Source organism: Pseudomonas sp. Pse79, assembly GCF_024519615.1.
Classification (GTDB): Bacteria; Pseudomonadota; Gammaproteobacteria; order Pseudomonadales; family Pseudomonadaceae; genus Aquipseudomonas; species Aquipseudomonas veronii.
Genome location: NZ_JALJRR010000011.1, coordinates 166,787 through 193,735 on the forward strand (window position 1 = coordinate 166,787; position 26,949 = coordinate 193,735).

Annotated in this window: 23 protein-coding genes and 1 pseudogene; 13 read left to right on the forward strand and 11 right to left on the reverse strand. The window is 60.5% G+C overall.

Annotated features, from left to right (window positions below; translation table 11 throughout):
• Positions 1-420 precede the first annotated feature (420 nt).
• On the forward strand, positions 421-669 hold the full coding sequence (locus tag NR164_RS16175) for a hypothetical protein (protein ID WP_256822970.1): 249 nt from the start codon (positions 421-423) through the stop codon (positions 667-669).
• Positions 670-977: 308 nt separating this feature from the next.
• On the opposite strand, the gene NR164_RS16180 is transcribed toward NR164_RS16175, so the two are convergent.
• Positions 978-2,000: an AraC family transcriptional regulator gene (locus NR164_RS16180; protein WP_256822971.1), complete on the reverse strand. Its 1,023-nt coding sequence runs from the start codon at positions 1,998-2,000 to the stop codon at positions 978-980.
• Positions 2,001-2,167: 167 nt separating this feature from the next.
• Between NR164_RS16180 and efeU the strand changes: the two genes are divergently transcribed.
• From efeU to efeO (NR164_RS16200), 4 genes are read left to right on the forward strand one after another with little or no spacing between them, the layout of a single operon-like run.
• Complete coding sequence (gene efeU, locus NR164_RS16185; RefSeq protein ID WP_017847276.1) at positions 2,168-3,013, forward strand: iron uptake transporter permease EfeU; 846 nt, start codon at positions 2,168-2,170, stop codon at positions 3,011-3,013.
• Positions 3,014-3,023: 10 nt separating this feature from the next.
• Positions 3,024-4,226, forward strand: coding sequence for an iron uptake system protein EfeO (efeO, locus tag NR164_RS16190; protein WP_256822972.1), 1,203 nt, complete (start codon positions 3,024-3,026; stop codon positions 4,224-4,226).
• A gap of 14 nt (positions 4,227-4,240) precedes the next feature.
• Complete coding sequence (gene efeB, locus NR164_RS16195; protein WP_026140066.1) at positions 4,241-5,545, forward strand: iron uptake transporter deferrochelatase/peroxidase subunit; 1,305 nt, start codon at positions 4,241-4,243, stop codon at positions 5,543-5,545.
• Between the two features lie 15 nt (positions 5,546-5,560).
• Complete coding sequence (gene efeO / locus NR164_RS16200; RefSeq protein WP_017847273.1) at positions 5,561-6,379, forward strand: iron uptake system protein EfeO; 819 nt, start codon at positions 5,561-5,563, stop codon at positions 6,377-6,379.
• 5 nt (positions 6,380-6,384) lie between these two features.
• On the opposite strand, the gene NR164_RS16205 is transcribed toward efeO (NR164_RS16200), so the two are convergent.
• Together NR164_RS16205 and pssA are read right to left on the reverse strand one after the other, a co-directional pair.
• A complete protein-coding gene (locus tag NR164_RS16205) occupies positions 6,385-9,798 on the reverse strand; it encodes a hypothetical protein (protein WP_256822973.1) in 3,414 nt (1,137 codons plus the stop codon).
• Positions 9,799-9,945: 147 nt separating this feature from the next.
• Positions 9,946-11,289: a CDP-diacylglycerol--serine O-phosphatidyltransferase gene (gene pssA, locus NR164_RS16210; RefSeq protein ID WP_017847271.1), complete on the reverse strand. Its 1,344-nt coding sequence runs from the start codon at positions 11,287-11,289 to the stop codon at positions 9,946-9,948.
• A 124-nt stretch (positions 11,290-11,413) separates the two neighbouring features.
• Here pssA and NR164_RS16215 point away from each other — a divergent pair, with 124 nt between their 5' ends.
• Together NR164_RS16215 and NR164_RS16220 are read left to right on the forward strand one after the other, a co-directional pair.
• Positions 11,414-11,965 (forward strand): TetR/AcrR family transcriptional regulator, encoded by a 552-nt coding sequence (locus NR164_RS16215; RefSeq protein ID WP_017847270.1) that lies wholly within the window; start codon positions 11,414-11,416, stop codon positions 11,963-11,965.
• Between the two features lie 54 nt (positions 11,966-12,019).
• Positions 12,020-12,499, forward strand: a complete 480-nt coding sequence (locus NR164_RS16220) for a nuclear transport factor 2 family protein (protein WP_046383231.1) — start codon at positions 12,020-12,022, stop codon at positions 12,497-12,499.
• A gap of 36 nt (positions 12,500-12,535) precedes the next feature.
• Here the strand turns inward: NR164_RS16220 and NR164_RS16225 are convergent, their stop codons facing one another.
• Positions 12,536-13,693, reverse strand: a complete 1,158-nt coding sequence (locus NR164_RS16225; RefSeq protein ID WP_057005535.1) for a PQQ-dependent sugar dehydrogenase — start codon at positions 13,691-13,693, stop codon at positions 12,536-12,538.
• A gap of 22 nt (positions 13,694-13,715) precedes the next feature.
• Positions 13,716-14,033: a hypothetical protein gene (locus NR164_RS16230; RefSeq protein WP_017847267.1), complete on the reverse strand. Its 318-nt coding sequence runs from the start codon at positions 14,031-14,033 to the stop codon at positions 13,716-13,718.
• 212 nt (positions 14,034-14,245) lie between these two features.
• Between NR164_RS16230 and ligD the strand changes: the two genes are divergently transcribed.
• The gene (ligD, locus tag NR164_RS16235; RefSeq protein WP_177034114.1) at positions 14,246-15,751 is read left to right on the forward strand and encodes a DNA ligase D; all 1,506 of its coding nucleotides are present in this window, start codon (positions 14,246-14,248) and stop codon (positions 15,749-15,751) included.
• Positions 15,752-15,769: 18 nt separating this feature from the next.
• Here ligD and lpxO read toward each other — a convergent pair whose 3' ends face one another.
• Entirely contained in the window at positions 15,770-16,669 is a 900-nt protein-coding gene (lpxO, locus tag NR164_RS16240; protein WP_017847265.1) for a lipid A hydroxylase LpxO, read from the reverse strand.
• Positions 16,670-16,929: 260 nt separating this feature from the next.
• Positions 16,930-18,273 (reverse strand): LPS O-antigen chain length determinant protein WzzB, encoded by a 1,344-nt coding sequence (locus NR164_RS16245; RefSeq protein ID WP_046383228.1) that lies wholly within the window; start codon positions 18,271-18,273, stop codon positions 16,930-16,932.
• A gap of 385 nt (positions 18,274-18,658) precedes the next feature.
• On the opposite strand from NR164_RS16245, the gene NR164_RS16250 reads away from it, so the two are divergent.
• Positions 18,659-19,045 carry a TIGR03067 domain-containing protein gene (locus tag NR164_RS16250; RefSeq protein WP_079443673.1) on the forward strand — a complete coding sequence of 129 codons (387 nt, stop codon included), beginning with the start codon at positions 18,659-18,661 and terminating at the stop codon, positions 19,043-19,045.
• A gap of 135 nt (positions 19,046-19,180) precedes the next feature.
• On the opposite strand, the gene NR164_RS16255 is transcribed toward NR164_RS16250, so the two are convergent.
• Entirely contained in the window at positions 19,181-19,993 is an 813-nt protein-coding gene (locus NR164_RS16255) for a bifunctional 2-polyprenyl-6-hydroxyphenol methylase/3-demethylubiquinol 3-O-methyltransferase UbiG (RefSeq protein ID WP_079443672.1), read from the reverse strand.
• Between the two features lie 135 nt (positions 19,994-20,128).
• A complete protein-coding gene (locus NR164_RS16260) occupies positions 20,129-21,028 on the reverse strand; it encodes a LysR family transcriptional regulator (protein ID WP_177031508.1) in 900 nt (299 codons plus the stop codon).
• A gap of 139 nt (positions 21,029-21,167) precedes the next feature.
• Here NR164_RS16260 and NR164_RS16265 point away from each other — a divergent pair, with 139 nt between their 5' ends.
• Positions 21,168-21,782, forward strand: coding sequence for an FMN-dependent NADH-azoreductase (locus tag NR164_RS16265; RefSeq protein ID WP_256822974.1), 615 nt, complete (start codon positions 21,168-21,170; stop codon positions 21,780-21,782).
• A 181-nt stretch (positions 21,783-21,963) separates the two neighbouring features.
• Here NR164_RS16265 and NR164_RS16270 read toward each other — a convergent pair whose 3' ends face one another.
• Positions 21,964-22,329 (reverse strand): DUF4156 domain-containing protein, encoded by a 366-nt coding sequence (locus NR164_RS16270; RefSeq protein WP_057005541.1) that lies wholly within the window; start codon positions 22,327-22,329, stop codon positions 21,964-21,966.
• Positions 22,330-22,569: 240 nt separating this feature from the next.
• Here NR164_RS16270 and NR164_RS16275 point away from each other — a divergent pair.
• The 3 genes and pseudogenes from NR164_RS16275 to NR164_RS16285 all read left to right on the forward strand — a co-directional run.
• Positions 22,570-22,874: pseudogene (locus tag NR164_RS16275) on the forward strand (site-specific integrase); the annotation flags it as partial.
• 20 nt (positions 22,875-22,894) lie between these two features.
• Positions 22,895-24,481 (forward strand): ABC-F family ATPase, encoded by a 1,587-nt coding sequence (locus NR164_RS16280; protein ID WP_026140064.1) that lies wholly within the window; start codon positions 22,895-22,897, stop codon positions 24,479-24,481.
• 156 nt (positions 24,482-24,637) lie between these two features.
• Positions 24,638-25,813: an MFS transporter gene (locus tag NR164_RS16285; protein WP_256822975.1), complete on the forward strand. Its 1,176-nt coding sequence runs from the start codon at positions 24,638-24,640 to the stop codon at positions 25,811-25,813.
• Here NR164_RS16285 and NR164_RS16290 read toward each other — a convergent pair.
• Positions 25,807-26,844 carry a dienelactone hydrolase gene (locus NR164_RS16290; RefSeq protein ID WP_026140063.1) on the reverse strand — a complete coding sequence of 346 codons (1,038 nt, stop codon included), beginning with the start codon at positions 26,842-26,844 and terminating at the stop codon, positions 25,807-25,809. The genes NR164_RS16285 and NR164_RS16290 overlap by 7 nt on opposite strands.
• Positions 26,845-26,949: the final 105 nt, after the last annotated feature.

Below are 26,949 nucleotides of genomic sequence, written 5' to 3' on the forward strand. Positions count from 1 at the left end.
TCAGCCGCAGTGGGCGAAGGGAACCGGTTGATGTGAGCCTGTTGCTTGCCATGCATACATTCCTGATTGAATGAAGATGGCGTCGTAATCTAATTAACGGCTCAAGCGCTGTCGCGGATTTAGCCGGTGGATTTGCACGCGGTAGATCAATTTGGGAAATGGACTACCCCTCTCAAGCTAATCGCTGTCAGACACTTCCTCGCATCTATTCCAACAGACTGTTTTCGTTAAATAACATGACCACAGTAATGCAACGGGCACGAAGGCCATCAGCGCCTTCTGATGTAAAAATCTCCTTGGATTGGTCGCATCCAGCCAATTCTTTGCCCCACGGCCCATTCGGTCACGGCACTTTTTTAAAGTAGGTACAAGAGTGGCCCGATATAAAAGTATACGTTTCGACTAATGGAGGATTTCACTATGGCCGTTTTATTGACTGCGGAACAAATGAGGTACGCCAAAGCGTCTAACCCGTTCCAGATAAAGAACCCGGAACAAGTTGTCAATACATTCACGATAACGGAAGAATCAAAAGCTTCGGACGCGTTGAAGCTTCGAAAACAAGAGTCGATTGATGATCTGAAAGCATTTTTGAAAGACTACGACATGACATCGATCACCACCAACGAACTAAAAAAGTCGGCAGACGGTTTTATGAAAACGACGTAATTGATGGCGAGGCGTTTCATATGTTCATATCTGGCCTGGGTGCTTTTGATACCAACGGCCAGCAAGCTGAAACAGACGTAAAATACAATGCAATCGCCTTATTTAACGAAAGCTGGACGATTACCTTTTGTTTCTTGAAAGCCATCCCAACGTGAAGCGGTCACAAGGCATCCCCGAATATGTTCAAGGCATGTTCGCTGCCAATCATGCAATCAATGCACGGGCATTTTTTGTTAATTCTTCCCGCAGTGATCTCTCGATAGAGGAGCGTGCCTGAGTTTGGCTCTTTATCCCGTACACTCACTCCATCACAGGCGACTTGTCTCGTTCAAAATCAAACTACGATAATGCCCCGGATTCGACCCGACCCATTTACGAAACGCCTTGTAGAACGAACTGGCATCGGCAAATCCCAGTCGCGTGGCAATTTCGGCAAAGCTGATCTGCGGTTCGGCCAGCCAGACAATCGCCAACTCTTTGCGCACGCTGTCCTTGAGCCCCTGATACGTTTGCCCCTCTTCCGCCAAGCGGCGGCGCAGGGTCGAGGCGGAGATGCACAGGTTGGCGGCCAGGCCGTCGGTTTCCGGCCAGATGTCGGGCGGCATCTGGCGCAGGTCGTGCTTGATGCGCGTGGCCAGGCTGTCGGGGTCGCGGTATTTGACCAGGATATTGGCCGGTGCGTGGCCAAGGAAACGCTTGAGTTCTTCGACGCTGCGCTTGATCGGTAGGTCGAGGCAGTCGGCGGAGAAAATCATGCGCGTGCGCGGCCGGTCGAAACGCAGGTTGTCGGAGAACATCACCCGGTAATCGTCACAAAAATCCGGTTGTGGGCAGCGCAGTTCGATGGCCAGGATCGGTATACGCCGCCCCGCCAGCCAACAGGCGACGCCGTGGACGATCATCCAATAAGTGAAATAGCTGAACGCCCGGCGCGGCTCGGGCTCGGTTTCGAGCAGCACGATTTCCGCCAGGCTTTGCTGGCGCACCAATTGGGCAGGCAGATGCTCGAGCATCAATGACAGGAACGCCAAGCCGGTTTCCAGCCCGGCCGCCACCGTCGGTTGAGCCATGGCCACGCGGCACAGAAACGCCAGGCTGCCGGACTTGAGCGGGCGCGGGTCCATGCAAAAAAACTCATCGTCCAGGCGCCGCGCCAGCAGGCGCCACAACCGAGCGTAGGTCGTGGCCGAGACACGTGCACCAGGCTGCAACAGCAGCTCGGGAGCAATGCCCGCCTTGCTCAAGGCCTCAACGCTCGCTGCCTCCGACGCGCAGCTCTGCAACAGGGCTTCGCGCACAAGATGGATGGAGATGGTGTCTTTTTCCGACATGGGTGTGGGGCAATCCAACGGCACAAAAGGTGGGGTGCATCATAAGGGCGCTTGAGCTTTGCCACCACCGTTCAGCCGCCGTTCAGTAAAGGTCAATGTTTCTTGTTTGGCAATGAGTATCATTATGTTACAACTTAGCTTCCTATCCAGTTTCCCTGCGGTGTCGAATGCTTGTTCCCTTTCTCATCATGTTGCGCGAAGGCATTGAAGCCGCATTGATCGTTGGCATCATCGCCAGTTACTTGCAACAGACCGGCCGTGGCCAGTGGATGCCCGCCGTGTGGGTCGGTGTCTTCCTCGCCGCGGCCCTGGCCTTGCTGGTCGGTGGCGGCCTGGAACTGATGAGTGCCGAATTTCCGCAAAAGCAGCAGGAATTGTTCGAAGGCGTGGTCGGCCTGGTCGCCGTGGGCATTCTCAGTTCCATGGTGTTCTGGATGCGCAAGGTTGCACGCTCGATCAAACATTCGCTGCACCAATCCCTCGACCATGCCCTGGCCGGCTCGCGCCACCAAGTCACCGCGCTGATCCTGATGGTGTTTTTCGCCGTGGCCCGTGAAGGCCTGGAAACCGTGTTCTTCCTGTTAGCGGTGTTCCAGCAGAGTGAAGGCCCCGGCGCACCGCTGGGTGCCCTGCTCGGCCTGGTGCTGGCGATCATCGTCGGGTTCCTGATCTACAGCGGCAGCATGCGCCTGAACCTCGGCGCGTTTTTCCGCTGGACCGGCCTGTTCATCCTGGTGGTGGCCGCCGGCATCCTCGCCAACTCCGTGCAGGCCCTGCATGAAGCCGGCGTGTGGAACCACCTGCAAAGCGTGCTGTTCGATGTCAGCGCGACGTTGCCGATGGATGGCCCGGTGGGCTCGGTACTCGCCGGGATGTTCGGCTATCAGGATGCGCCGACCGTCAGCACGCTGGGGGCCTACCTGATCTACCTGGTGGTGGCCCTGGCGATGTTCTTCCTGCCCGCGGCACCCGCCAAGCCGGTCGCCGCGCCCTCTTCCGTTTCTCACCCGTAAGGACCGTCTCTTGTCCAACCCAACTCCTCAACCGGCCTCGCCGCCACGCGCCTTGCGCTGGGCGGTGGCCGGCTCGGCGGTCGTGATGATCGCCGCCGGCGGCCTGTTCTACTATGCCTCGCAGCTGGCAGCGACCAAGCGCCAGACCCACCAAGATGAAACCGTCGTGACCATTCACGGCCACGCCTGCGAACCCAACGCACTGACCGTTGCGGCCGGGCGCGCGAGTTTTCGCATCATCAACCGCTCCGACCGCGCGGTGGAATGGGAGATCCTCGACGGCGTGCTGGTGGTCGAAGAACGCGAAAACATCGCGCCGGGCCTGGGCCAGGTGATCAATGCCAATCTGTTGCCCGGCGACTATGCAATTACCTGCGGCCTGTTAAGCAACCCGCGCGGCACCTTGCACGTAACGCCGACGGCGGCATCCGACGCCCAAGCCAAGGCCAAGCCGTCGATGGTGGCGTTTATCGGGCCGTTGTCGGAATTCCGTGTGTACCTGAGCAGCCAGGCCAGCGCTCTGATCAAGGCCACGACCGCCTTGCAACAAGCGATCGACGCCGGTGACCTGGCCCAGGCTCAGGCGCTGTATGTGCCGGCCCGCGAGGCTTATCAGCGTCTCGCCGCGGCGTCGCAACGCCTGGCGCAACTGGACAACGCGATCAACGCCCGCGCCGATTATTTCGAAAAACGCGAGCAGGACCCAGCCTTCAGCGGCTTCCACCGCCTCGAATACGGCCTGTTCCAGCAACGCAGCCTCGATGGCCTGGCCCCGCTGGCGCAGCGCCTGGTGAGCGACGTCGGCACCCTCAAACAACAGTTGCTGGCGCAGTCGCTGCCACCGGAACAACTGGTGAGCATCGTGGTGCGCAACCTCAATAGCCTGGCCGACATGCGCGCCGTCAGTGGCGAAGAAGAGCGCTACAGCCATATCGACCTGAACGGTTTCGCCGCCAACCTGGATGCCGCGCGCAAGGTGGTGGACCTGATGCGTCCGCTGCTGAGCAAGTCCGCCGCCGACCTGTTGCCGAACATCGACACGGCCCTCGCCGCGTTCGAGACGGCGCTCGATGGTTTGAAAGTCGACGGCCAGTTCAGCCGCTACGACCGTGTTACCGCCGATCAGCGCAAGCAGATCGCCGACAAGGCCAAGGTACTGGCCGCCGCACTCGATGGAATCGACCCCGCCCTTGGCCTCTCCGGCCTACAGTGAAGACGACCGCATACATGAGTGATTTACCACCGTTAGACCTTCAACGCCGTCGCGTCCTGCTGGGCATGGCCGCCACCGGTGCCGCGCTTGCCGGCAGCACCTTGAGCTGCCCGGCCATGGCTGCTGCCGCCGAGCAAGTGACCACCGCCCCGCGCAGCGACAAGACCCAGGACCATCACGATTTTTTCGGCAAGCACCAAAGCGGCATCGTCACCCCGCGCCCGGCCTGCGGCATGCTGGTGGCCTTCGATGTCCTGGCTGGTGATCGCGACGACTTGGAGCGGCTGTTCCGCACCCTCAACGAGCGCATCAGCTTCCTGATGACCGGCGGCAGCGTGCCGCAGGTCGACCCGAAACTGCCGCCCACCGATTCGGGCATCCTCGGCCCGGTGGTTACGCCGGATAACCTGACCATCACCGTATCGGTCGGCGAATCGCTGTTCGATGAGCGTTTCGGCCTCAGCGCAGCCAAACCCAAGCGCCTGATCCGCATGGTCGGTTTCCCCAACGATGCGTTGGAAGCGGCGCAGTGCCACGGCGACCTGAGCCTGCAATTTTGCTCCAACACTCCGGATACCAATATCCACGCCCTGCGCGACATCGTGAAAAACCTGCCCGACCTGCTGCTGGTGCGCTGGAAGCAGGAAGGCAGCGTGCCGCCGCAGGCGCCCGCCCGCCCCGGCGAGCCTGCGCAGAGTGCGCGCAACTTCCTGGGCTTTCGTGACGGTTCGGCCAACCCGAATTCCAACGATGCCAAGACCATGGACCAAGTGGTCTGGGTGCAGCCCGGCAGTGACGAACCGGCCTGGGCGGCCAATGGCAGCTACCAGGCGGTGCGGATCATTCGCAATTTTGTCGAGCGTTGGGACCGCACGCCGCTGCAGGAACAGGAAAGCATCATCGGCCGCATCAAGCCCACCGGCGCGCCCATGGGTGGCCAGCACGAAGCCCAAGTGCCCGATTACAGCAAAGACCCGCAAGGCAAGCTGACCAAGCTCGATGCCCATATCCGCCTGGCCAACCCGCGCACGCCGCAGACCCAGGCCAACCTGATCCTGCGCCGGCCGTTCAACTACTCCAACGGCGTCAACAAAAACGGTCAGCTGGACATGGGGCTGCTGTTCATCTGCTACCAGGCCGACCTGGAAAAAGGTTTTATCAGCGTACAAACCCGGCTCAACGGCGAGCCCCTGGAGGAGTACCTCAAGCCAGTCGGCGGCGGGTATTTCTTCACCTTGCCGGGGGCAACGGGACCGAAGGATTTCATCGGGCGCACGCTACTTGCTGCAACGCACGTTCAACCCCCTGCCAACACTTAAAGCGGAAACCGTCCCATGAACAAGTCGACTCTCGCGCTGTCGCTGTTAATCACCCTCTCACCCCTGGCGGCCTTCGCCGCCACGGCGCCGCTGGACCTGGTAGGCCCGGTGTCGGACTACAAGATCTACGTCACCGAACAAATCGCTGAGCTGGCGACCCAGACCCAGGCGTTCACCGACGCGGTGAAAAAAGGCGACCTGGCCACCGCCAAGCAGCTGTATGCGCCGACCCGCGTGCATTATGAGGCCATCGAACCGATCGCCGAGCTGTTCAGCGACCTCGACGCGGCCATCGACTCGCGGGTCGACGACCACGAAAAAGGCGTGAAAGCCGACGACTTCACCGGCTTTCACCGTATCGAGTACAGCCTGTTCGCCGAAAACACCACCCACGGCCTCGACGCCTTGGCCGACGGCCTGAACAACAACGTCAAGGACCTGCAGACGCGCGTGGCCGGCCTGACCTTCCCGCCGGAGAAAGTCGTGGGCGGCGCCGCAGCCCTGCTCGAAGAAGTCGCCGCCACCAAGATCTCCGGCGAGGAAGACCGCTACAGCCACACCGACCTGTATGACTTCCAGGGCAACATCGACGGCGCGAAGAAAATCGTCGACCTGTTCCGCGGCCAGATCGAGAAACAGGACACGGCCTTCCTGGCCAAGGTCGACAAGAACTTCGCCAGCGTGGACACGATCCTGGCCAAGTACAAGACGGCGGACGGCGGTTTCCAGACCTACGACAAGGTCAAGGAAAACGACCGCAAAGCCTTGGTCGGCCCGGTCAATACCCTGGCTGAAGACCTGTCGACCCTGCGCGGCAAACTGGGTTTGAACTGAGCCCTCTAGGTCTCGCTCAACGGTCGGTACCCTTCCAACGGCGTACCGACCGGCAAGCCGCTTTCAGGATTGGCCGCATACCAATGCGCGCCCATCTGCACCGCTCGAATGGGCACGCCTTGATGGTGCCCATTGTGCGTTGCCACCGCGCGATCTATTGCCGCGTGTACGCCGAAGAATGTGCGCAACTTTTCCTGCGCCGCGAGCATGTTCGCGAACGCCGACACGTTGGGCGCGCTGTTCAACGCGCGAGGCAAGGCGAGCACGCCTTTGGCACTGTTGACCAACAGATCGGCAGCGCCATCTACCGGATTCAAAAACGCGCTGACCACGCTCACGCCCTTTTCCAGCACGCGGAATGCCTTGGCGCCAAAAGGCGCGACGACCTTGGTGGATTTGACCAACGAGCGCACCGCCGTTCCCGCGCCACCTAGAAACGCACCGGCCGTATCGATCAACAAGCCCCGCGTACCCTCGATGATATTGCCCTTGGCCAGGTCCACGATGGCCCCGACAAACGGAATCATGCTCAGCAAAATACTGTCGTTGCGTTGCGACACTTCTCGTTGTTGCTCAAGGGGTAATTGGCCCTGGGCATACTTGAGCACACTGTCGCGGTGATGAATGAAATTGCCCTGCAGGATCCGGTCGACAATCGCTTGGCTGCGGGGCGATGCAAAGCTGTTGGGCACCGCCGCGCTCACGCGGCCATTCGCAGCCGCGGGAGCGGCCGGCAAGGTATCACCGAGCTTATCGATAATGATGCCGGCGGACGAAACGTCCGATCGCGGCAAGGCATCGGAGGTGTAGGCGGTGAAGTCGAACGGCTCCACTGCGCCGTTCTGCAACAGGACCGTCGAGGGCGCCCAACGTCCGTAGGTGCGCTGCGTCTCTTCGAGGGTGCCGCCCAGCACCAGTTGCTCGGGTAAGTCCGTGCGCTTAACGATCATCATCTTGGCCGGGAACACTTCAAAGTAGCTGATCTGCCCGTTGTAGTCACAGCGGATCAGCGTGCCTTTGCGCCCTCGTCGCGCTTCGACTTGCGCGGATGTCTGGTCCAGCGTGGGCACCCCGTCGATCTGTTCGCGCAGGGTAAACAGCTCGACGGCGCCATACTCCAGGGCCTGGCGATCAGCCAGGGGCAAGTTGGCGATCATGCGCTTGGTGGTAATGCCCAAGCCTTGCTTGAGGCTCGCCAGGTAGCCGTCGACTTCGCTCACCACTTGCCCCAGCAGGCTGGGCAAACGCTTGATCCTGGCATTCAGGGCGCGCACGTTTTTGACGATGGCGGCTTGTTCGGTGCGACTTGGGCGTGCGTTTGAAAAGGGCGTTCTTGCAGCGCCAGTGGCGCCGGGAGTGTCAGCCTCCAGCAGCATCCAGCGATCCCTGACCAGGTCGCCGGTCATATAGGTCTCGATCAGCGAACGGATCTTGGGTTCCGAGACCTTCATGTTGCGGCGCTCGTCCGGGTCCGCAACGTAGACCTGCAACGCTTGCAACTGGGGCCCGCTGAGTTCCGGGAACACCTTCTGCAGGTTCGCGACCGCCTGGTCCCGGCGTGTCGGCAGCGGCGTCTTGAACGCCATCAGGGCCTGCAGGAGTTGCTCGCGCTGGGCCTGAAAGGCTTCACTGGCCTGCTCGTAGTGCTGCGGTGTATAGCGACCGTCGGCGGTCTTGGCGTAAACCCCTTGCATCAAGCCCCAGTCCAGCAACACGTCGACGCCGTGGTTATCCAGCACTGCCGCCTCGTCCGCAGTGCGTGCATCCAGTCGGGCAAGCGCCATGATTTCCGGGTAACTCATCGCCCGCGAGCTGCCCGCGCCGCCTTGACGTTCGGCAAAGGTCACGCCCAGGCGCAAATCCGCCCATTCCGCAGCCCCCATGCGCAGCGTGGAAGGAACATCCCGAATCAGAAACTCAGGGGCGGCAGCGGCCAGAAACAGGTGGGCCAACAGGGGCGCGACCTTGGGGTCCAGTGAGGTTTTTTTCCACAGGTGCGTTTCGATATCCGTGCGTACCGAGGCCAGCGTCCGCCCATTGTTGGCAGGTTGGTAGATGTCATAGCCGGCAATGGTCCCGGGGCGTCCCGGGGCGTCGGGGTCGATTTGCAGCATGATGGCCGCCAGCACCCACTGCTTGGCTTCGAGCGTCGAGAGTTGATCGCTGCCGGACGCGCCCTGGAACTGGCGATTACGCGCCACGGCCCTGCCCCAGTTCAACGCCACGGGGCTGTTCAGGACCTGCTCGAGGAAGCGATCAGCGTCGGCGCGCAAGGTGCCTGCGCTGTTGAGAGCAAGCACCCCGCGGATATCCAGGACACGCAGCAGGTTCACCGCAGGCTTGTTGCCAGGAGTATCGTCATCGCTCAACTCCGCCACGAAGCGTTTGTCGGCGTCGGACAAGACACCAGGGGCCCACTGACGCGCGATCAACTGTGCATAGTCCCCCAGCGCCGGCGCTGGTGGCAGCGCAGCGTCGAGCCAGCGCAGGATATTGCGCACCTCCCGCGCCGTCTTCGGCACCGACAACCCATGGGACGCCAGCACCTCGCTGACCGCTGCCTGCTCGGCGCCGTCAATCGCCAGCGACGAGGTGCGGCTGATCGGCGTTTGCACGTCGGCCAGCAACACCTCGTCTTCATCGGAGAGGTGCCGCACGCGCTCACTCAAGGTGCCCGCCAGATGCACGCGCTCGTCCATCACGTCGATGACTTTTCTAGCCCTCAGGTTGCGCTGCTCCAGGCGCCCCTTGACCTCCGGCGACAAGGCAGACCAATCCGCCGTCGAAAGTGCCTGGCGCACAGTCTGCAGTTCGTCGGCGGTGTGCGGCGGGGGAATACCATACCCCTGCAACACCGCGTTGCGAGACAAGCCTTCGCTCTCAGGATGCACATACGCAAGCCCGTTGCCGGCCACATCCAGGGCGGCAGCGGCGGCGCGCAGCCTGGCGCTGACCTGCCACCATCCCGAGGTGTCGTTCAAGGTGAAGGTCTTTTGTGTCGCTACCCCACTGTCGACGACCCAACCGCTGACCGAGTCGGGTTTGACCACGACGGTATCCAGGGCCATCCCTTTGCTGGCGACCCAGGCCCGCATCTCGGCGGTATTGAAGGCACTGCGCAGCGCCTCGAAGCCTGGACGAATCGTGGCGCCATGGGGAATCTGGACGCTCGAGTCCGCTAACTGACGCAGGGCCGAGGTGCTCAACGCCGTGTGTAACTGATGATCGGCCTCCGCCGACGTGGCCGGGGCTGGCTGCAAGGTCCATGGCGGCGCCGCACTGGCCGGTAGATCGGGTGGCGCCGCGCGCCGGTTGCGCACAACGGTTTCGGGGATGATGCTGCCAATCGGCGCCGGCGCGGCGCTCAGCGCCAGCGGAATTGGCGAACGGGCATGAAGGATTGGGGAGACGGGCGACATTTCTAGTTCCTCTCTACCAGTGAATGGCAAGAGTTCTTGTCCTTAAGAACTGTCGAGAGAAAACATACCCGCCTGGGCCAGCGCTGCGTGTAGGCGAACTCTCAAGGCTTTGAAGGCAGCAAGAGAGTTCGTTGCGCGATGCCCGTGTTACAGAATGCGATACAACAACCGCTCGATCCGCACGCGGCTGACGCGGCGCAGGAACTTGCCGACTGCCTGCGGGTAATCCACCAGGGTCTGCAACTGCTGATAACCTTCGATGCGCGTGGTGTGCTGGAAAATCTGCGCCAGCTCGGTGCGCCGGGGTTCCAGCCACTCGCTCTTGGGGTCATCGATCAGCAAGGCGTTTTCCAGGTCAAGGCGGAACGCGCGTGGGTTGAGGTTGTTGCCGGTCAGCAACGTATAACGCTGGTCGACCCACATGCCTTTGAGGTGGTAAGTGTTGTCGCCGTCGCGCCACAGGTGCAGGTTCAACTGGCCGCTGTCGATCATCGGCTGATGGCGCTTGGCAAAGCGGCGCAGGCTGATCTCGTAGAGGTACGGCAAGGCCGCGATCACCTTGAACGGCTCGCTGGGCGAAATGTAGAAGTCGTTGGCGGTCTTGTCGCCGACGATGATGTCGATCTTCACCCCGCGCGCCAGGGCGCGGTTGATTTCCCGGGTCACCGGCAGCGGCAGGTTGAAGTATGGCGTGCAAATGGTCAGTTGATGCTGGGCGCTGGCGATCAGTTCGAGGATCACCCGGCTCAGGGGGTTGTTCTTACCGACGCCGAGCAAGGGGCTGACAGACAGGTGGCCGTTGGGCAACTGGCCGCTGGTGGTGTCGTAGGCCGCGTGCTTGAGGCGGCTGCGCAGGTCGCCGATATCGTTGCGCAGGCTGCGGGTCGTCGGCGGGTTGGGCAAGTCGAGGCGATGCACGGCCTTGGAGGCCATCAGCCCGTGCTCCACCAGGTGTTGCATCGAATCCGCCAGCGGTGCGCTGTGGATCAGGTGGTAACGGTCGAAACGGTACTTGTCGAATTTGTGCAAATACACGTTGTTCAGGCTGGCGCCGCTGTACAGCACGCTGTCGTCGATCACAAAGCCCTTGAGGTGCAACACGCCGAACAGTTCGCGGGTCTGCACCGGCACGCCGTAGACCGGCACCTCGGTGGCATGGCTTTGGGTCATGGCCTGGTACCAGGCGCTGTTGCCCGGCTGTTTACCGGCGCCGATCAGCCCGCGCTGGGCGCGCAGCCAATCGACCAGCACCACGATGTCCAGCTCCGGGCGTGCGGCCTTGGCGGCGTGCAAGGCGTCGTAGATCTCCTGCCCCGCCTCGTCCTGCTGCAAGTACAGCGCGACGATATAGATGCGTTGGGTAGCCTGGGAAATTTTCTCCAGCAGGCAACGACGAAACGCCGCGGCGCCGGACAGCACCTCAATCGCCTCGGTGGAGAGTGGGAAAGCGCGCAGTTTGGGCAACAGGGAACGTTTGAAGAACGACGGCATAAGGCTCGCAATGGGTCGAATCCGAAGAGGCCCAGAGCTTACACCATGGGGGTGCTCAGGTCTCGTTGCCAGTCAGTGAAAAACCTTGTTGCGAAAGAAGAACGATCGTTCTACTGTATGACACATGAACGATATTACCCGCGACATTATCCTCGACGTCACCGAGAAGCTGATCTATCGCCACGGCATCGCCGCCACTGGCATGGACTTCCTGGTGAAAACCGCCGGTGTCTCCCGAAAGAGCATCTACCGCTATTTCGCCAATAAGGACGAACTGGTGATCGCGGCCCTGCAACGTCGCGACGCGCGCTGGATGCACTGGCTGCGGGCCGAGGTGGAACGCCGTGAAGACAGCGGCGAGCGCCTGCTCGCCGTGTTCGACGCGCTCAAGGCCTGGTTCGGTTCGGCGGACTTTCGCGGCTGCGCATTCATCAACACCAGCGGCGAAACCGGCGACCCGCAAGCCCCGGTACGCCTGCTGGCGAAGGCGCATAAACACAAACTCTTCGAGTACCTGCTCGAACTGTGTCAAGCCCATGGCACGCCCGAGCCGCAACGGCAGGCCGCGCAACTGCTGATCCTGATCGATGGCGCCATTACCGTGGCCCTGGTGACGGGCGATGCCACCGCGGCGGATACGGCGCAATCCATGGCACGAACGTTATTGGGACTTTAAACCCACAGGCATCGCAACTTTCGATCAACCCTTATTGTTTTAAGGAGCCGCCCAATGTCATCCCCTGCAGAAACCCGCCCACCCCTGCCGCCGTTTACCCGCGAGTCGGCCATCGAAAAAGTCCGCCTGGCCGAAGACGGCTGGAACTCCCGCGACCCGCATCGGGTGTCCCTGGCCTACACCCTGGACACCAAATGGCGTAACCGCGCTGAATTCGCCTACAACCGCGAACAAGCCAAAGACTTCCTCAGCCGCAAATGGGCCAAGGAGTTGGATTACCGGTTGATCAAGGAGTTGTGGGCGTTCAGCGATAACCGTATCGCGGTGCGCTATGCCTATGAGTGGCACGACGACTCGGGTAACTGGTTCCGTTCCTACGGCAACGAAAACTGGGAATTTGACCAGCACGGCCTGATGGCCAACCGCTTTGCCTGCATCAACGACATGCCGATCAAGGACAGCGAGCGCAAGTTCCATTGGCCGTTGGGGCGGCGTCCGGACGATCATCCGGGGCTGTCGGAGTTGGGACTCTAGCCTGTAGCCGCAAGCGTGAAGCTTGCGGCTTATTGCTCAATCCTGGTTCAGACCCACTCGGTACAACACCCCATCATCCTCATCGGTCAACACATACAAAAAGCCATCCGGCCCTTGCCGCACGTCGCGAATTCGCGCATTCAAGCCGCCGAGCAAGCGTTCCTCATGGATCGCCTTGTCGCCGTCGAACTGCAGGCGAATCAGCTCCCGGCTGGCCAGGGCGCCAATGAACAGATTGTGCTGCCAAGCCTGGAAGCGGTCGGCATCGTAGAATGCCATGCCACTGATCGCCGGGGATTTCTCCCACACATGGTGCGGCGCCACAGTACCGTCCACCACCTTGCCCTTGGCCTCGGGGATCGGTGTCAGCGAATAGTTGATGCCATGAGTCGCCATCGGCCAGCCGTAGTTCTTGCCGCGTTCGATGATGTTGATTTCATCTCCGCCACGCGGCCCGTGCTCGTTTTCCCAGAGCGTGCCGTTCCACGGGTTCAACGCCAGGCCCTGCGGATTGCGCTGGCCGTAGGACCAGATTTCGGGGCGCACGCCCGGCTGCCCGACAAAGGGGTTGTCATCCGGCACGCGGCCGTCCGGGTAGATCCGCACCACCTTGCCTTGCAGCTTGTCCAGGTCCTGGGCGGTGGGCCGGTCGTTGTTTTCACCCAGGGTGACGAACAGGTAGCCGTCGCGGTCAAAGGCCAGGCGCGAGCCGAAATGATTGCCGGTGGAGAGCTTGGGCTCCTGGCGCAGGATCACCTTGAAGTCGCGCAAACCGCTCAGGTCATCCGCCAACCGCCCGCGACCGACCGCAGTGCCGGCTGTGCCGCCCTTGCCGCCGCCTTCGGCATATGACAAGTACACCAGGCGGTCCTGCTTGAAGTCCGGCGACAGCACCACATCGAGCAAACCACCCTGGCCCTTGGCCCAGACCTCAGGCACGCCGGTCAGCGGCGCCGACAATTTGCCATCCGGGCTGACGACCCGCAGGTGGCCGGGACGCTCGGTGACGAGGTAGCCCTGTTTGTCCGGTAAAAACGCCACGGCCCACGGATGATCCAGGCCTTTGGCGATCGGCGTGGCGCTGATGCTGCCTTGTTCGCTGGGAAACTGCTGGGCTTCGGCGGCATACAGCGTTGTCAGCGGCAATAAGGCGCTTGCGCAACATGCGGCAAGCAGGGTTTTGCGTAGAGACATAAGACGGGGTCCTTACCGGCGCTCAAGGCCGGCGATTGCCGTTGGCGTCAACCGTGGGGGCTTTGGTTTCCGTCGCCGGGCGGCTGGGCGCAGCCTGGCGTTGCGGATAGCGATTGCCGATGCCGCCGTTTTCCAGGGTCGGCGTGCGCGTGGTCGGCCCGGTCTGGATGCCGCGAATCGCCGGTGCATTGGGCTGGGTGCCCTGCATACTGTTGGGATTGGCCCGGTGGATCGGGCTATTGTTGGCGTCATTGCTGCCGGGCAGGTTTTGCGCCTGGGCACTGGCGCAAAGTGCCAGGCCTAGCGCCAACGCTGCAAGATGTCGCACACAGGTGATCATGACAAAGCCTCTTGGGACGAGGAGTACGTGCTTTCGATACCACGCTACGCTTTGGGTTCGCCTTTGGTAACTAAATAGTTTCTCATCAGATGTAACACGTTCTGTCCGAGCATCCGCGCACCGCAACTTCCACGCCAGCGATCGCACGGGTGCAAGGTGTGTAAAAAGCCAGCGAAAAGGCCTCTTGAGCCGACCAAGGTAGGGAGCACGATATGGCAAAGCCCCTGAGCGAATACAACCGCAAACGCGACTTCAAGATCACCGCCGAACCTTCCGGCGCCGCGTCGGGCGCGCAACGCAATGCATCGGCGCTGACGTTCGTGATCCAGAAGCACGACGCACGCAATCTGCACTACGACTTGCGCCTTGAGCTCGATGGCGTGCTCAAGAGCTGGGCGGTGCCCAAGGGCCCCAGCCTCGACCCCAGCCAGAAACGCCTGGCGGTGCAAGTCGAAGACCACCCCTTGAGCTACGGCAGTTTCGAAGGCAGCATTCCGGCCGGCCAATACGGCGCCGGCGATGTGATCGTCTGGGACCGTGGCATTTGGCACCCCCACGACGATCCACAAACCGCCTACGCCGCCGGCAAACTGGAATTCACCCTGGCCGGCGAAAAACTCTCAGGCGATTGGGTCTTGGTACGCACCCACCTCAAAGGCAGCGGCGACAAGGAACGGTGGCTGCTGATCAAGGAAAACGACCGGCACGCCCGCCCGGCCAGCGACTACGACATCACCGAAGCCCAGCCGCAAAGCGTGCTCAGCGGTGCCTGCGTGGGGAACGCCAGGCCCACGCCCGCGCCGCAAAAAACCGCCGCGTCGGTCACCCTCGCCGGTGTGCAGATCACCCATGCCGAGCGCGTCATCGATCTCGCCAGCGGCACCCGCAAGCTGCAACTGGCGCAGTTTTACCAGAGCATCAGCGAATGGCTGCTGCCCTTCCTGCGTCACCGCCCCGTTTCCTTGCTGAGGGCGCCGGAGGGCATCGACGGCGAGCAATTTTTCCAGAAGCACTCGGAGCACCTGGCGATTCCCCATATCAAGCAACTGGACCAGCGCCTGGACCCTGACCATGCGCGCCTGATGCAGATCGACAGCCTCGCCGGCCTGATCGGTGCGGTGCAGATGGGTACCGTCGAACTGCACACCTGGGGTGCCACCTCGGACAAGATCGAAACCCCGGACCTGTTCGTCCTCGACCTCGACCCCGATCCGGCCTTGCCGTGGAAAGCCATGCTGGAGGCGGCGCAGTTGACCTTGTCGGTGCTCGACGAGTTGGGCCTGCAAGCCTTCGTCAAGACCAGCGGCGGCAAAGGCCTGCACCTGATGATCCCGCTGGCGCGCCGCGATGATTGGGCCACCGTGAAAGCCTTCGCCAAAGCGATCGCTCAGTTCATGACTCAACGCCTGCCGGAACGCTTCACCGCCACCTCAGGGCTGAAGAATCGACAGGACAAGATCTTCATCGATTACCTGCGTAACGCGCGCGGTGCCAGTACGGTGGCGGCCTATTCAGTGCGCGCACGCCCCGGCCTGCCGGTGTCGGTGCCGGTCAGTCGCGAGGAGTTGAAGGGGTTGCGCGGTGCCCAGCAGTGGACGGTCGCCAACCTGCAACAGCGGTTGCAGGGTTTGAAGGGCGACCCGTGGGCGGGTTATGCCAACAGGCAGAGGCTCAGCAAACAGATGTGGGACACGTTGGGCGCGACGCCACCGCAGTGAGTCGCGCCACGTCGAGGTTCAGATCAGGATGAAGATCAGCGCAAGCACCGCGAAGATCGCCCACTTTTCCAGGTAGTAGCGCGTGCGGTTACGCTTCTTGAGTTCCTTGCCGCGCAGGCGGATTTTGTACAAGCGGCTAAACGCACGGTTCAGGCCGCCGGTCTTGTCGCCCGCGTCGTTCGGCGCGCCGGCGGCGGCCATCACCGTGCGGCTGAACCAGCGGTTGAACGCGGCCGCCCAGCGGTACTTCATCGGCCGCTCGACGTCACAGAACAGAATGATGCGGTTCTTCTGGGTGGCGTTTTCTGCGTAGTGGATATAGGTCTCGTCGAACATCACCGGTTCGCCGTCGCGCCAGGAGTAGTTCTCGCCGTCCACATTGATGTAGCACCCCGGATCGTTGGGGGTATCCAGGCCCAAGTGGTAGCGATAGGAACCGGCGTAAGGGTCGCGGTGGCGCACCAGCTTGGAGCCCGGCGGCAACTCGGCGAACATCGCGGCCTTGACCGAGCCGATGCTCTGCAGCAACTCGGTGGTGCGCGGGCACAGCTTCATCGCCGAGGGGTGGCTGTCGCCATACCATTTCAGGTAGAAGCGCTTCCAACCCGACTTGAAGAACGAGTTGAAACCAACATCGTCGTATTGGTCCGAACGCTTGATCGCGCCCGCCTGCATCAGGGTATGGGCTTCCTGGCGGATTTCTTCCCAATGCTCCTGCAGTGGGCTCAGGTCCGGGAAGTCGCTGGGTGAGAGATACGGTCGGCTGGGTAGCTTGGAGAACAAGTAGAGAAAGCAGTTGATCGGCGCCAGGAACGTAGAGTGATCGCTGAGCTGGCGTCTCAGTTTATGCCGCACCCGGCCACGCAGGTGGACATACGCAATAGAGGCAACGTAGAGGAAAACAATAATGAGTTTCAATGGATTTCGTCACAAGTCAGGAGAAAACAGGCTGCTCCTGCGGGCCCACGACGGCCGAGGTTGGATAGCAGCACATGAAATCACAATTCACATATAGGCGGCACGACCGGCGGATAGCCCTTCGGTTCATAACCATCGCCCGATATTTAGCCACAATTTGTAACTAAAGGTTAACTAAGAATTGTGAAAAGCTGTCCACTGATTGTAATTGGAGGGGGGCACGGGGGCTTGTCATGGGACAAGCCCTTGCGTATTAAACGTTACGGCAGCGGCTGATCATCCTTGCGCTCACGCCGGGAAAAGCGCCCGTCTTCCAAGCTCGAATAAGGCACGGTTTCGCGCCGGGTCAGCACAAAATGGCGGACCAGTGCGACGAACAAGCCGAGGATCAACCCCGCGACCAGGCTCAAGGCGATCACCAGGGCTTTTTTCGGTTTGATCGGCGCCAGTGGCTCCTGGGCGCGGCGGTCGACGGTGACCAGCTTGAGGTTGCTCATGTCGATGTTGAGGTTACGCAAGCGCGCAACTTCAGCACGAAGCGGTTCAACATCCTGCAGGAAGATGTCTTCATTCCCACGCTTGCGCAGCACTTCAACCTCACGGTTGACCTCCAGCAGTTGCAACTCCTTGCCGATCTCGGCGACGCGAGGGTTGGTAAAGTCGTCGCTGGTCCGCTGTTGTAGCGCAACGCGCTCGGCCTCCAGGGCCTCGGTGCCGAGGAAGTAAAGCGGGATCTTCTGGTTGTTGACCTCGGTACGCATCACCTGGCTCGAACCGCCTCGTGCGGCATCCGCCATGGACGATGGCGTGGTCGGCGTTTTGATACCCATGGACTTGGCGATGGCAATGGCTTCCGACAGCTCTGCCAGGCGGTTGGTACGCTCCATTTTCATCTGCAGGCGCAGGGCACTGAGTTCATCTTGCAACTGGGCGCGCTTGAGTCGGTCATCTTCCAACAGCTTGGCGATCTTCGATTCCTTATCGGTATCGTAGTTGGCGCGCGCAGCGTCGATCTTGCCTTTGAGTTCATTCAGGCGGTTGTTGACGATCACCTTGAGGTCCGCACCGACTTGTTCGCGCTCCGCCGCAATGGCGTAGTCGACAAAGCCGTTCAGAATCGCCACACCGTCCACATCGTTCGGGTACTGCAACTCCAGGCGGATATAACTGCTCAACGAGTCTGACTTTTTCGGGTCCGGCAGAATCAAGTTGACTGAGTTGCGGTTGAAGTCTTCAAAACTCTGCTCCAGGCTTTGCCCAGGCTTCTGGAATGCAGTGAACAATTGCTCATGGGATCTGAAAAAGCCCAGCCTCGCCTCATAAGAGTCCAACTGCGCGCCCACCTTCGACAACGCATCGGCCGGTGGCAACTTGTAGACTTCGGAACGGTTCAATGCATCCAGTTCATTGATCGCCGCCGGGCGCAAGACACTGCTGACCTCATATGTCCGCGGCGCCAGGAAGGCATAACCGACGCCCAGCACGCCCGCCAGAATCGTACACCCCACTACCAGTTTTTTTTGCTGCCAAATCGAGTGAAACAGTTCAAGCAGGTCGATTTCATCTGAAGAGCTAGAAACAGTATGCGGGGAAGTTCGATTCAAAATGAAAGCACCTTAAAAATGATACTAAACGGCCACCACCGTCAAAAACCTGAATACCCAGTAAAGAATCAGGGACAACGCCCTGAAGCCCACAGAGCAGGCTAACCAATCGCTATCTGACCACTCAGTCAGACGAAAAATCCCACGCTATTAAAGTTTGTTTCCCTTCATTCAAGCGATCATTGCCACTGGCGTTCATCAAGTAGGAATATTCTTGTCACAAGAGTAGTCAAAAGTTTGTTAAATAGCTGCTCTCACTCGAAAAAATCGCGATAAAAGCCTGATAACACGAAGCTTCCTACGGATAAACTTGTATATACCCGGCTTTTTCTGACCGTTCGGTCGCGCTATTCAGTGCTATGCGCCTCAACAAAAAGGAATTTGTATGACATCCATTTCCGACTCGGACTACCAAGCCCTGCAGGGCACATGGCAGCAGGTCTCGCTCGAAGACAGCGGCGTGCTCAACCCGCCCGACGCCCACAGCGCCCCCGGTGCAATCACCACCATTACCGACGACCACTTTGAAGTGCTCACCGTTGATGGCAAACGACTACTGGCCGGCCGATTCTTCCTGGACAGCACCACCCATCCCAAAAGCATCACCTGGATCGATGCCATGGGGGATGACGCGGGCAAGCTGCTGCCGGCCAGCTACCGCCTGGAAGGAGACGAGTTCGTATTCATCGCGGCGGATGAAGGCATGCCGCGACCGTGTGTATTCAGCACCGGCCCCGGGCAGACAATGCGTACATTCGTGCGTCGATCCTGAGCCCCGCGCCCATCTGAACTTGCGACGGGATTTTCACAAAGCATTCACCTTCCGGTCTATAGGGTGAAGCCTACCTACTCCAGTGAATCCCTTAGCCCGCCTCCCCCGGCGGGCTTTTTTTACGCGCAAAACAGCTCAGGGCAGGCGCTTGGTCGCCGTCAGGGTAAAACACAGCGGCAACTGGGCCGCCTGATCCTCGTACTGGTCGTAGAGTTCTTCGCGATTTGAATGCGGGTACTCTTGCAGATGAGCGATCTGCAACCGCGCCGCAATCGCTGCGCTGACCACACTGCCCAGCGTGTGTACAAACCAGTAGGACGTCGGCCCCGCGACTGCGCTCTGCCCTTCATAGACGATCGACTCTTGCAGCACAAAAGGCTCACGCTGGAAGTACGAACTGGCAGGCAGCAGCGGATTGGCTGCCAGCGGGTCGAACACTTCCAGGAACGGGTGGGTTTCGTACATCACCAGAGTGCCGCCGGGCTTCAGCGTTGTGGCGACCTGGCGCATGAACCGCGCCACATCCGGCATCCAGCCCAATACGCCGATGGTCACCAGGGCGATATCGAAGCGTGCGTGCAAGCGCTCGGGCAAATGGTGGATATCGGTTTCGATGAGTTCCGGGCTGTAGGGTGAGAGCGCCGCGAGTTCCCGAGCCTGATCGAGAAAGGCACGGGATTGGTCCACGCCGACGACCGTGCGTGCGCCCAGGCCGAATAACGACAAGCTTTCGCGGCCGTTGTTGCAACACAGCTGCACCACGTCTTTGCCGGCAACACCGACATCTTGCAACAAGGCGGTGAGAGTCGGGTCCAGGCACGAAAAATCCGGTTCGGCGACCGAGGCCAGCAGCGTCCTCCAGGTATCCGTGTCTTTGTGCAGCCGGGCGGATTCGTCCCAGGCGTCCTTGTTACTGGCAATCGCCTGTTGGGCTGAGGGCATGTCCATTGCGTCTCCAGAAAGTCAGTTACAGTGAGCTACGGAAAATAAGCCAATTGCCCGTCAGATGAAACCCTCGCCTGCGGCCGAACTTATCTCTCGGCCCAGGTCACCAAACCGCCGACCTCGGTCATCTTCGTACCCTCACAGGCACAGACGACGGGTCAGGTCATTCAGCAACCATCGGCCTGCTTTGCCTAAAGAGCGATTTTGCATGTGCGCGGCATAGATCGTAAGCGTGTCTGGTGTGCGTTGAAGTTCGGCGGTTAACTCAAGCGGCCGGAGGCGCCCTGAAGCCAGATGATCCGCAATCAGATGCTCTGGCATTCGGCACCAACCGAACCCGGCGAGTAAGAAATCCAGGCGCCGTGCCAAATCGACAAACCGCCACTGGTGACTGCCCGTCACCCCATAGCTAGGGCCGTCGGGAGAAACCGGATCGGAAAGCACCAGTTGCACATAGGGCTTGAGGTCTGCCCGTGTTGCCCGGCGGCCTAACATGGCCAAGGGGTGCCCGCTGGCGACGACTGGCCTCAAGTCGACGCTGAGCAGCGCCAGCGCGGTGATATCGTCGGGCACCGTCGGGATCAATGTGCAAAGCGCCAGTGCCGCATCGCCGTTGCGCAATCGGCGCTCAGCGCCGCCTAAGCCTTCTGTAGAGAAACTCACGGCCAGATGCGGAAAAGCCTCACGGAGCGCGCCAAGGCTTTCGATGAGCGGGGCGCTGGGGACTAAAGGGTCTATGGCGAGCGCCAACTCCGGCTCAACCCCTGCTGCAGTACTTGCAGCCATTGCTTCAAATTGGGCAGCGCTCGCCAGCACGGCGCGCGCTTGAACCACCAGCACTCTACCGACCTCAGTGAGCGTTGGACGATGACCGCTGCGATCAAACAGCCTCACACCTTGAACTGACTCAAGCGTGGCAATCGATTGGCTAATGGCAGATTGAGCGCGCCGCAGGTGACGTCCCGTGGCCGAAAAACTGCCTGTATCGGCAATGGTTACAAGGATCCGCAATTGATCCAGGCTGAGATTTCCGATCATGCTCAATCACTTAAACAGATGGACTCAATCATATTTACATCACTCCTGATTATAGATCGCATTGGGTAGAGTGTGTCGCACATCGCCTACCGCGACAACGCAAAACATACCGCCCCCTCACCGCGCAGGAGTTACTTTCATGTCCAGGCTTCTCACCATTGAAACCAGCCCACGTGGGGATACTTCGATTTCCCGACAGCTCACTCGCCGCTTCGTGGCCGCATGGGAAGCTGCGCACCCTCGGGGCGCCATCAAAATACGGGATCTAACGGACACCCCGCTGACCTTCGTGACAGCCCCCTGGTTACAGGCTTACTTCACCCCCGCCCCCCAACATTCGCCTGAAATGAAAGCGGTGTTGCAACTATCCGATGAACTTGCGGCCGAGTTGCTCGAAACCGATCACTTGGTTATTTCAACACCCGTCTACAACTATAACGTCCCTGCGGCACTCAAGGCCTGGGTCGATCATGTGGTGCGTAAAGGCCTGACCCTGGGCGTTGATGGCAAAGGACTGGTGACCGGTAAAAAAGCAACAGTGCTGCTCGCCTCGGGAGGTGTATATACCGACGACTCGCCGATTAAAGACCGTGACATTGCGACCCACTATTTGAAACTGATCCTGAACGTCCTGGGTATCACTGACATAACCTTTATCGCGGCCGGCGGCGCTAAAACCGTAGATCTCGGAGAACTCAGCATGCACGACTTTCTAGAGACATTTGATCATCAAATTCAAAAGTCGCTGGTTTAGCCAGCCATACGACTCTGTTCTATCGACTACGCGTGGTTAAACGTGGATTCACTTATGCGGCAGCAATTGAGCGATCCGCATTTCGTCCAGCCAACAAGTTGCGGTTCCGACTGGAGCTTTTATCCGACCGATAATTACTGATCTCCCTCAACTTAGGCGTGGCAACCGACCAGGCTCACCGTCAAGGGCAGCGATAAACGTTTCCTGAAAGGGTTACGTTGGTTTGCTCCAATCGCTTGTCCGAACCGGTTTGGCCCGCTCGCTCAGTGAGCAGATAAACCCGATTGCCCCCCATCGCTGCGGCTTTATTTTTCAGATCGTTACGGGCTCCAGTCTCCAGGTTTGCGTTCCCAGTGATGCTGCCAAACAGAAAGTCGCCCTGACTACCCGTAACATCTCCCAAGAACTGGCACTCGGCGCCAGGTTCGTTATGAGTGACGCGCACGGTGTTGGCGGCGGGCCCCACTATCGCCGTCGGTGCGCAACCGATCAGTCCAAGCAACACAGTGGACAAACTGACACTAATGAGGATACGAGGGAGATGCATGGACATGGTTCCTGTCTTACCAAAATGACATTGCCCTTTTGGATAACCTGCCAGGGCTTTAAGCCTGTGCAGTATCAAGTTTTGCTGGAACAGGAACTGTATTAATAAGTAATTTTTGCGTGTGAATCTGTAAACAATCGCTGTACGAACGGAGCCCCAGCCCTACCCTCACGGCGTCTTCCCCCTCAAATACGCGAAGCGCACGGATATCTGCTTGGACGGTGCGTGAAACGCCGTCGGCTTTTCCCGCCATCGACGCACTCGCAGAGCGTGAAGCAGACGACCGACGTGCACCGTAGTGGGTTCCAACACCGAAAGCATTGAACATCCGTCGTCGACCGCCATACAACTGTCGTCACACCTATGCGACAATATGCAGTATGTCTGGCATGAACCCCGCCTTCATTTCCCAGCAGCTCGGCCATCGTGCGCAGATGCTGCTCTCGACTTATGCGCGTTGGATCAACCCAAGCTCGGACTGGAGCGAATCGGAAGAGCTCCAGATTGGTCCCAAATTGGTCCCAGCTCAAATAAGCGCACCCTAAGCTATTGATAGGTAAAGTAATTGATCTCCACAGCTAACATCACCATGCAGTTCGGCGCCAAGCCGCTCTTCGAGAATGTCTCGGTCAAATTCGGCGCCGGTAACCGTTATGGTTTGATCGGTGCCAACGGTTGCGGCAAGTCGACCTTCATGAAAATCCTCGGTGGCGACCTGGACCCGTCCGGCGGCCAGGTCATGCTGGAACCGAATGTGCGCCTGGGTAAACTGCGCCAGGACCAGTTCGCCTACGAAGAATTCACCGTGCTCGACACCGTGATCATGGGTCACGAAGAACTGTGGAAGGTCAAGGCCGAGCGCGATCGCATCTACTCGCTGCCGGAAATGAGCGAAGACGACGGCATGGCCGTGGCCGAGCTGGAAACCGAGTTCGCCGAGATGGACGGCTACACCGCCGAATCCCGCGCCGGTGAACTGCTGCTGGGCCTGGGTATTCCCCTGGAACAGCACTTCGGCCCGATGAGCGAAGTGTCCCCCGGCTGGAAACTGCGCGTATTGCTGGCCCAGGCGCTGTTCTCCGACCCTGAAGTGCTGTTGCTCGACGAACCGACCAACCACTTGGACATCAACACCATCCGCTGGCTGGAAAACATCCTGACCCAGCGCTCCAGCCTGATGATCATCATCTCTCACGACCGTCACTTCCTGAACAGCGTATGTACCCACATGGCTGACCTGGACTACGGCGAGTTGCGCCTGTTCCCGGGCAACTACGACGAGTACATGACCGTGGCGACCCAGTCCCGCGAGCAACTGCTGTCGGACAACGCCAAGAAAAAAGCGCAGATCTCCGAACTGCAATCCTTCGTCAGCCGCTTCTCGGCCAACGCCTCGAAAGCCAAGCAGGCCACTTCCCGTGCCAAGGCGATCGACAAGATCCAGCTGGCCGAGGTCAAGCCTTCGAGCCGTGTGAGCCCGTTCATCCGTTTCGAACAAACCAAAAAGCTGCACCGCCAGGCGGTCATCGTCGATCGCATGGCCAAAGGCTTCGACGGCAAGCCGCTGTTCAAGGACTTCAGCTTTCAGGTTGAAGCCGGCGAGCGCGTGGCGATCATCGGCCCGAACGGTATCGGCAAGACCACCCTGCTGCGCACCCTGGTCAACGAACTGACCCCGGATGCCGGCAGCATCAAGTGGACCGACGCCGCCGAGCTGGGCTACTACGCCCAGGACCACGCCCACGACTTCGAAGACGACATGAGCCTGTTCGACTGGATGGGCCAGTGGACACAGGGCGAGCAAGTGATCCGCGGCACCCTGGGGCGCATGCTGTTTTCCAACGACGAGATCCTCAAGTCGGTCAAGGTCATCTCCGGTGGCGAACAAGGTCGCATGCTGTTCGGCAAGCTGATCCTGCAAAAGCCGAACGTGCTGATCATGGACGAACCGACCAACCACTTGGACATGGAATCCATCGAAGCGCTGAACCTGGCACTGGAAAACTACCCGGGCACGCTGATCTTCGTCAGCCACGACCGTGAGTTCGTATCGTCCCTGGCCACCCGCATCATCGAGTTGAGCGCCAACGGCGTGATCGACTTCAGCGGCACCTATGACGACTACCTGCGCAGCCAAGGCGTGGTCTTCTAAGCACCGCGAGCAGCTGTTAGCGACAAGAAAAAGCCCCGTCCACTGCGACGGGGCTTTTTTGTATCTGTCGGTCAGCCGGGTTGATAGTTAGGGTGCTTTCTTTTCCCCCGAGCCCTTGCGATGATGCCCTCACCGCCCGCCCGCGAACGAGTGCTCATGTCTGCCGCCGCCCCGAGTTCACTGTCGATCACCCTGCAGATCGTCTCGATCGTCTTCTACACCTTTATTGCCTTTATCTGCATCGGCCTGCCGATCGCGGTGATCCCAGGCTACGTACACGAGCAACTGGGTTTCAGTGCGGTGGTGGCCGGGCTGACCATCGGTTCGCAATACCTCGCCACCCTGCTCAGCCGCCCCATGGCTGGGCGCATGTCCGATAACGTGGGCACCAAACGCGCAATCGTGCTCGGCCTGGGCGGCATCCTGGCCAGCGGCGGGCTGACGCTGCTGGCAACACTGCTGCAAAGCCTGCCGCTGTTGAGCCTGGGCATCCTGATCGTCGCTCGTTTGTTGCTCGGCGTGGCCCAGGGCCTGATTGGCGTGGGCACCATCAGTTGGTGCATGGGCCAGGTCGGCGCCGAGCATACGGGGCGCTCGATTTCCTGGAACGGCATTGCGTCCTACGGCGCCATCGCGATTGGCGCGCCGCTGGGCGTGGTAATGGTCGCCGAATACGGCTACAACAGCCTTGGCATCGCCCTGTCGGTGCTGGCGGCGCTGGGCCTGGTGCTGATCCGCAATAAACCGTCCGTGCCGGTGGTCCGCGGCGAGCGCCTGCCGTTCTGGGCGGTGTTCGGGCGTATCGCCCCGTTTGGCGCCAGCCTGTGCCTGGCGTCCATCGGCTACGGCACCCTGACCACCTTTATCACCCTGTACTACCTCAATCGCGGCTGGGCAGGCGCGGCCTATTGCTTGACGGTATTTGGCGTGTGTTTCATCGTTTCGCGCCTGGTGTTTATCTCGGCCATCAGCCGCTTTGGCGGCTTCCGCGCGGCGATTGGGTGCATGATCATCGAGACCCTGGGCCTGACGCTGTTGTGGCTCGCGCCGTCTACCTGCGTGGCATTGATCGGTGCAGGGCTGACCGGCTTCGGTTTGTCGCTGGTGTACCCGGCGCTGGGCGTGGAAGCGATCAAGCAGGTGCCCAACAGCAGCCGTGGCGCGGGGCTGAGTGCCTACGCCGTGTTTTTCGACCTGGCCCTGGCGATTGCCGGGCCCTTGATGGGGGCGGTGGCGTTGAACCTCGGCTACGGCTGGATCTTCTTCTGCGCCGCACTGCTGTCGCTCAGCGCCTTGGGCGTGACCGTGCTGCTCAAACGTCGCGCTTACTGATCCGCCGTCTGCAGGCCGGCACGGGTGGATCGCCCGAGGGTGTGAGCGAAAAAGCGCCCGGCTTCGGAGGTCAGATCGCGGTGAATGCCTTCGCGGTCGACGCCATCGGCATCGGTGCAGATCGCCGGCATCAGCGCCAGTTGATCGCTGTCGCAGGGCGCCATGAACACGAAATGCCCGGCCCCGGCCAGCAATTTGAAGTCCGGCGGTTCGGGCAGCTTGCGCGCCAGGGCGGCGGCATTCTTGTCCACCGCCACCAGCTTGTCGCCATCACCGCTATAGAGCAGCACCGGCACGTGGACGTCGGCCAGGGTGTGGCGACCGAACATCAAGCTCAGCGGCGCCATCAACATCAACGCGTGAATACGTGGGTCGGCTTGTGGCTGCAGGTCATCACGGTCCACCACCAGCTCGCCTTTGGTGGTGCAGGCGTCGCGGTCTTCCGGACGCTCCTGGCAATAGCGGCGCAGGCGGTCGAAATCGGGCTTGGCGCCCGCCAGGATCAACGCGGTTTCGCCACCGGCCGAGTAGCCGATGACACCCACTTGGTCGACGTTGACGAACGGTGACAGCATCGGGTCGCCCAGGGTCGCGGTGATCGCTTCGGAAATCTGGATTGGCCGCCCATACAGGTTGCTCAACGTGCCCAGGCGGCTGTGATCCTTGTAGTTGTCGCCGGGGTGCAGCACCGCCACGACTACAAAGCCCTTGCGCGCCAGGGAGGTCGCCAGGTCATGCAGGGCCAGCGGCGTCCCTGTGTTGCCGTGGGACAGCATCAGCATCGGGAAACGGCCGATAGCGATCTTCGAATCTTCCGTGGCGGCCACGTGATATCCACCCACCCGGGTGGTGTGCTCAACGTCGGTGGACGGATAGAACGCGATGGCATTCATCGGCTGCAGATCCAGCGGGTCGAGAAAACTCATGCGGTGGAAGCCCACACTCCAATGCGGGTGCGGCGCAGGCGCGGCGTGCACTGAAACCAGGCCGCCAAGCAGGGAAAGAACCAAAACAGCACAAAGACGCATCATGAGGATGTCCACCTTTGCTGCGCGATAACCGGCATGTCTATTCAAGATGTCCATGGTTCAAGGTACTCGCACCGAGTGATAAACCCATGCGTGCATAACCTGGGC

What these genes read in the sequence shown, in the direction of transcription:
- NR164_RS16175 (WP_256822970.1), top strand. Translation starts at nt 421, where the DNA reads ATGGCCGTTTTATTGACTGCGGAACAAATGAGGTACGCCAAAGCGTCT.
- NR164_RS16180 (WP_256822971.1), bottom strand. Translation starts at nt 2,000, where the DNA reads ATGTCGGAAAAAGACACCATCTCCATCCATCTTGTGCGCGAAGCCCTG.
- efeU (WP_017847276.1), top strand. Translation starts at nt 2,168, where the DNA reads ATGCTTGTTCCCTTTCTCATCATGTTGCGCGAAGGCATTGAAGCCGCA.
- efeB (WP_026140066.1), top strand. Translation starts at nt 4,241, where the DNA reads ATGAGTGATTTACCACCGTTAGACCTTCAACGCCGTCGCGTCCTGCTG.
- efeO (WP_017847273.1), top strand. Translation starts at nt 5,561, where the DNA reads ATGAACAAGTCGACTCTCGCGCTGTCGCTGTTAATCACCCTCTCACCC.
- NR164_RS16205 (WP_256822973.1), bottom strand. Translation starts at nt 9,798, where the DNA reads ATGTCGCCCGTCTCCCCAATCCTTCATGCCCGTTCGCCAATTCCGCTG.
- pssA (WP_017847271.1), bottom strand. Translation starts at nt 11,289, where the DNA reads ATGCCGTCGTTCTTCAAACGTTCCCTGTTGCCCAAACTGCGCGCTTTC.
- NR164_RS16215 (WP_017847270.1), top strand. Translation starts at nt 11,414, where the DNA reads ATGAACGATATTACCCGCGACATTATCCTCGACGTCACCGAGAAGCTG.
- NR164_RS16220 (WP_046383231.1), top strand. Translation starts at nt 12,020, where the DNA reads ATGTCATCCCCTGCAGAAACCCGCCCACCCCTGCCGCCGTTTACCCGC.
- NR164_RS16225 (WP_057005535.1), bottom strand. Translation starts at nt 13,693, where the DNA reads ATGTCTCTACGCAAAACCCTGCTTGCCGCATGTTGCGCAAGCGCCTTA.
- NR164_RS16230 (WP_017847267.1), bottom strand. Translation starts at nt 14,033, where the DNA reads ATGATCACCTGTGTGCGACATCTTGCAGCGTTGGCGCTAGGCCTGGCA.
- ligD (WP_177034114.1), top strand. Translation starts at nt 14,246, where the DNA reads ATGGCAAAGCCCCTGAGCGAATACAACCGCAAACGCGACTTCAAGATC.
- NR164_RS16250 (WP_079443673.1), top strand. Translation starts at nt 18,659, where the DNA reads ATGACATCCATTTCCGACTCGGACTACCAAGCCCTGCAGGGCACATGG.
- NR164_RS16255 (WP_079443672.1), bottom strand. Translation starts at nt 19,993, where the DNA reads ATGGACATGCCCTCAGCCCAACAGGCGATTGCCAGTAACAAGGACGCC.
- NR164_RS16260 (WP_177031508.1), bottom strand. Translation starts at nt 21,028, where the DNA reads ATGATCGGAAATCTCAGCCTGGATCAATTGCGGATCCTTGTAACCATT.
- NR164_RS16265 (WP_256822974.1), top strand. Translation starts at nt 21,168, where the DNA reads ATGTCCAGGCTTCTCACCATTGAAACCAGCCCACGTGGGGATACTTCG.
- NR164_RS16270 (WP_057005541.1), bottom strand. Translation starts at nt 22,329, where the DNA reads ATGCATCTCCCTCGTATCCTCATTAGTGTCAGTTTGTCCACTGTGTTG.
- NR164_RS16285 (WP_256822975.1), top strand. Translation starts at nt 24,638, where the DNA reads ATGTCTGCCGCCGCCCCGAGTTCACTGTCGATCACCCTGCAGATCGTC.
- NR164_RS16290 (WP_026140063.1), bottom strand. Translation starts at nt 26,844, where the DNA reads ATGATGCGTCTTTGTGCTGTTTTGGTTCTTTCCCTGCTTGGCGGCCTG.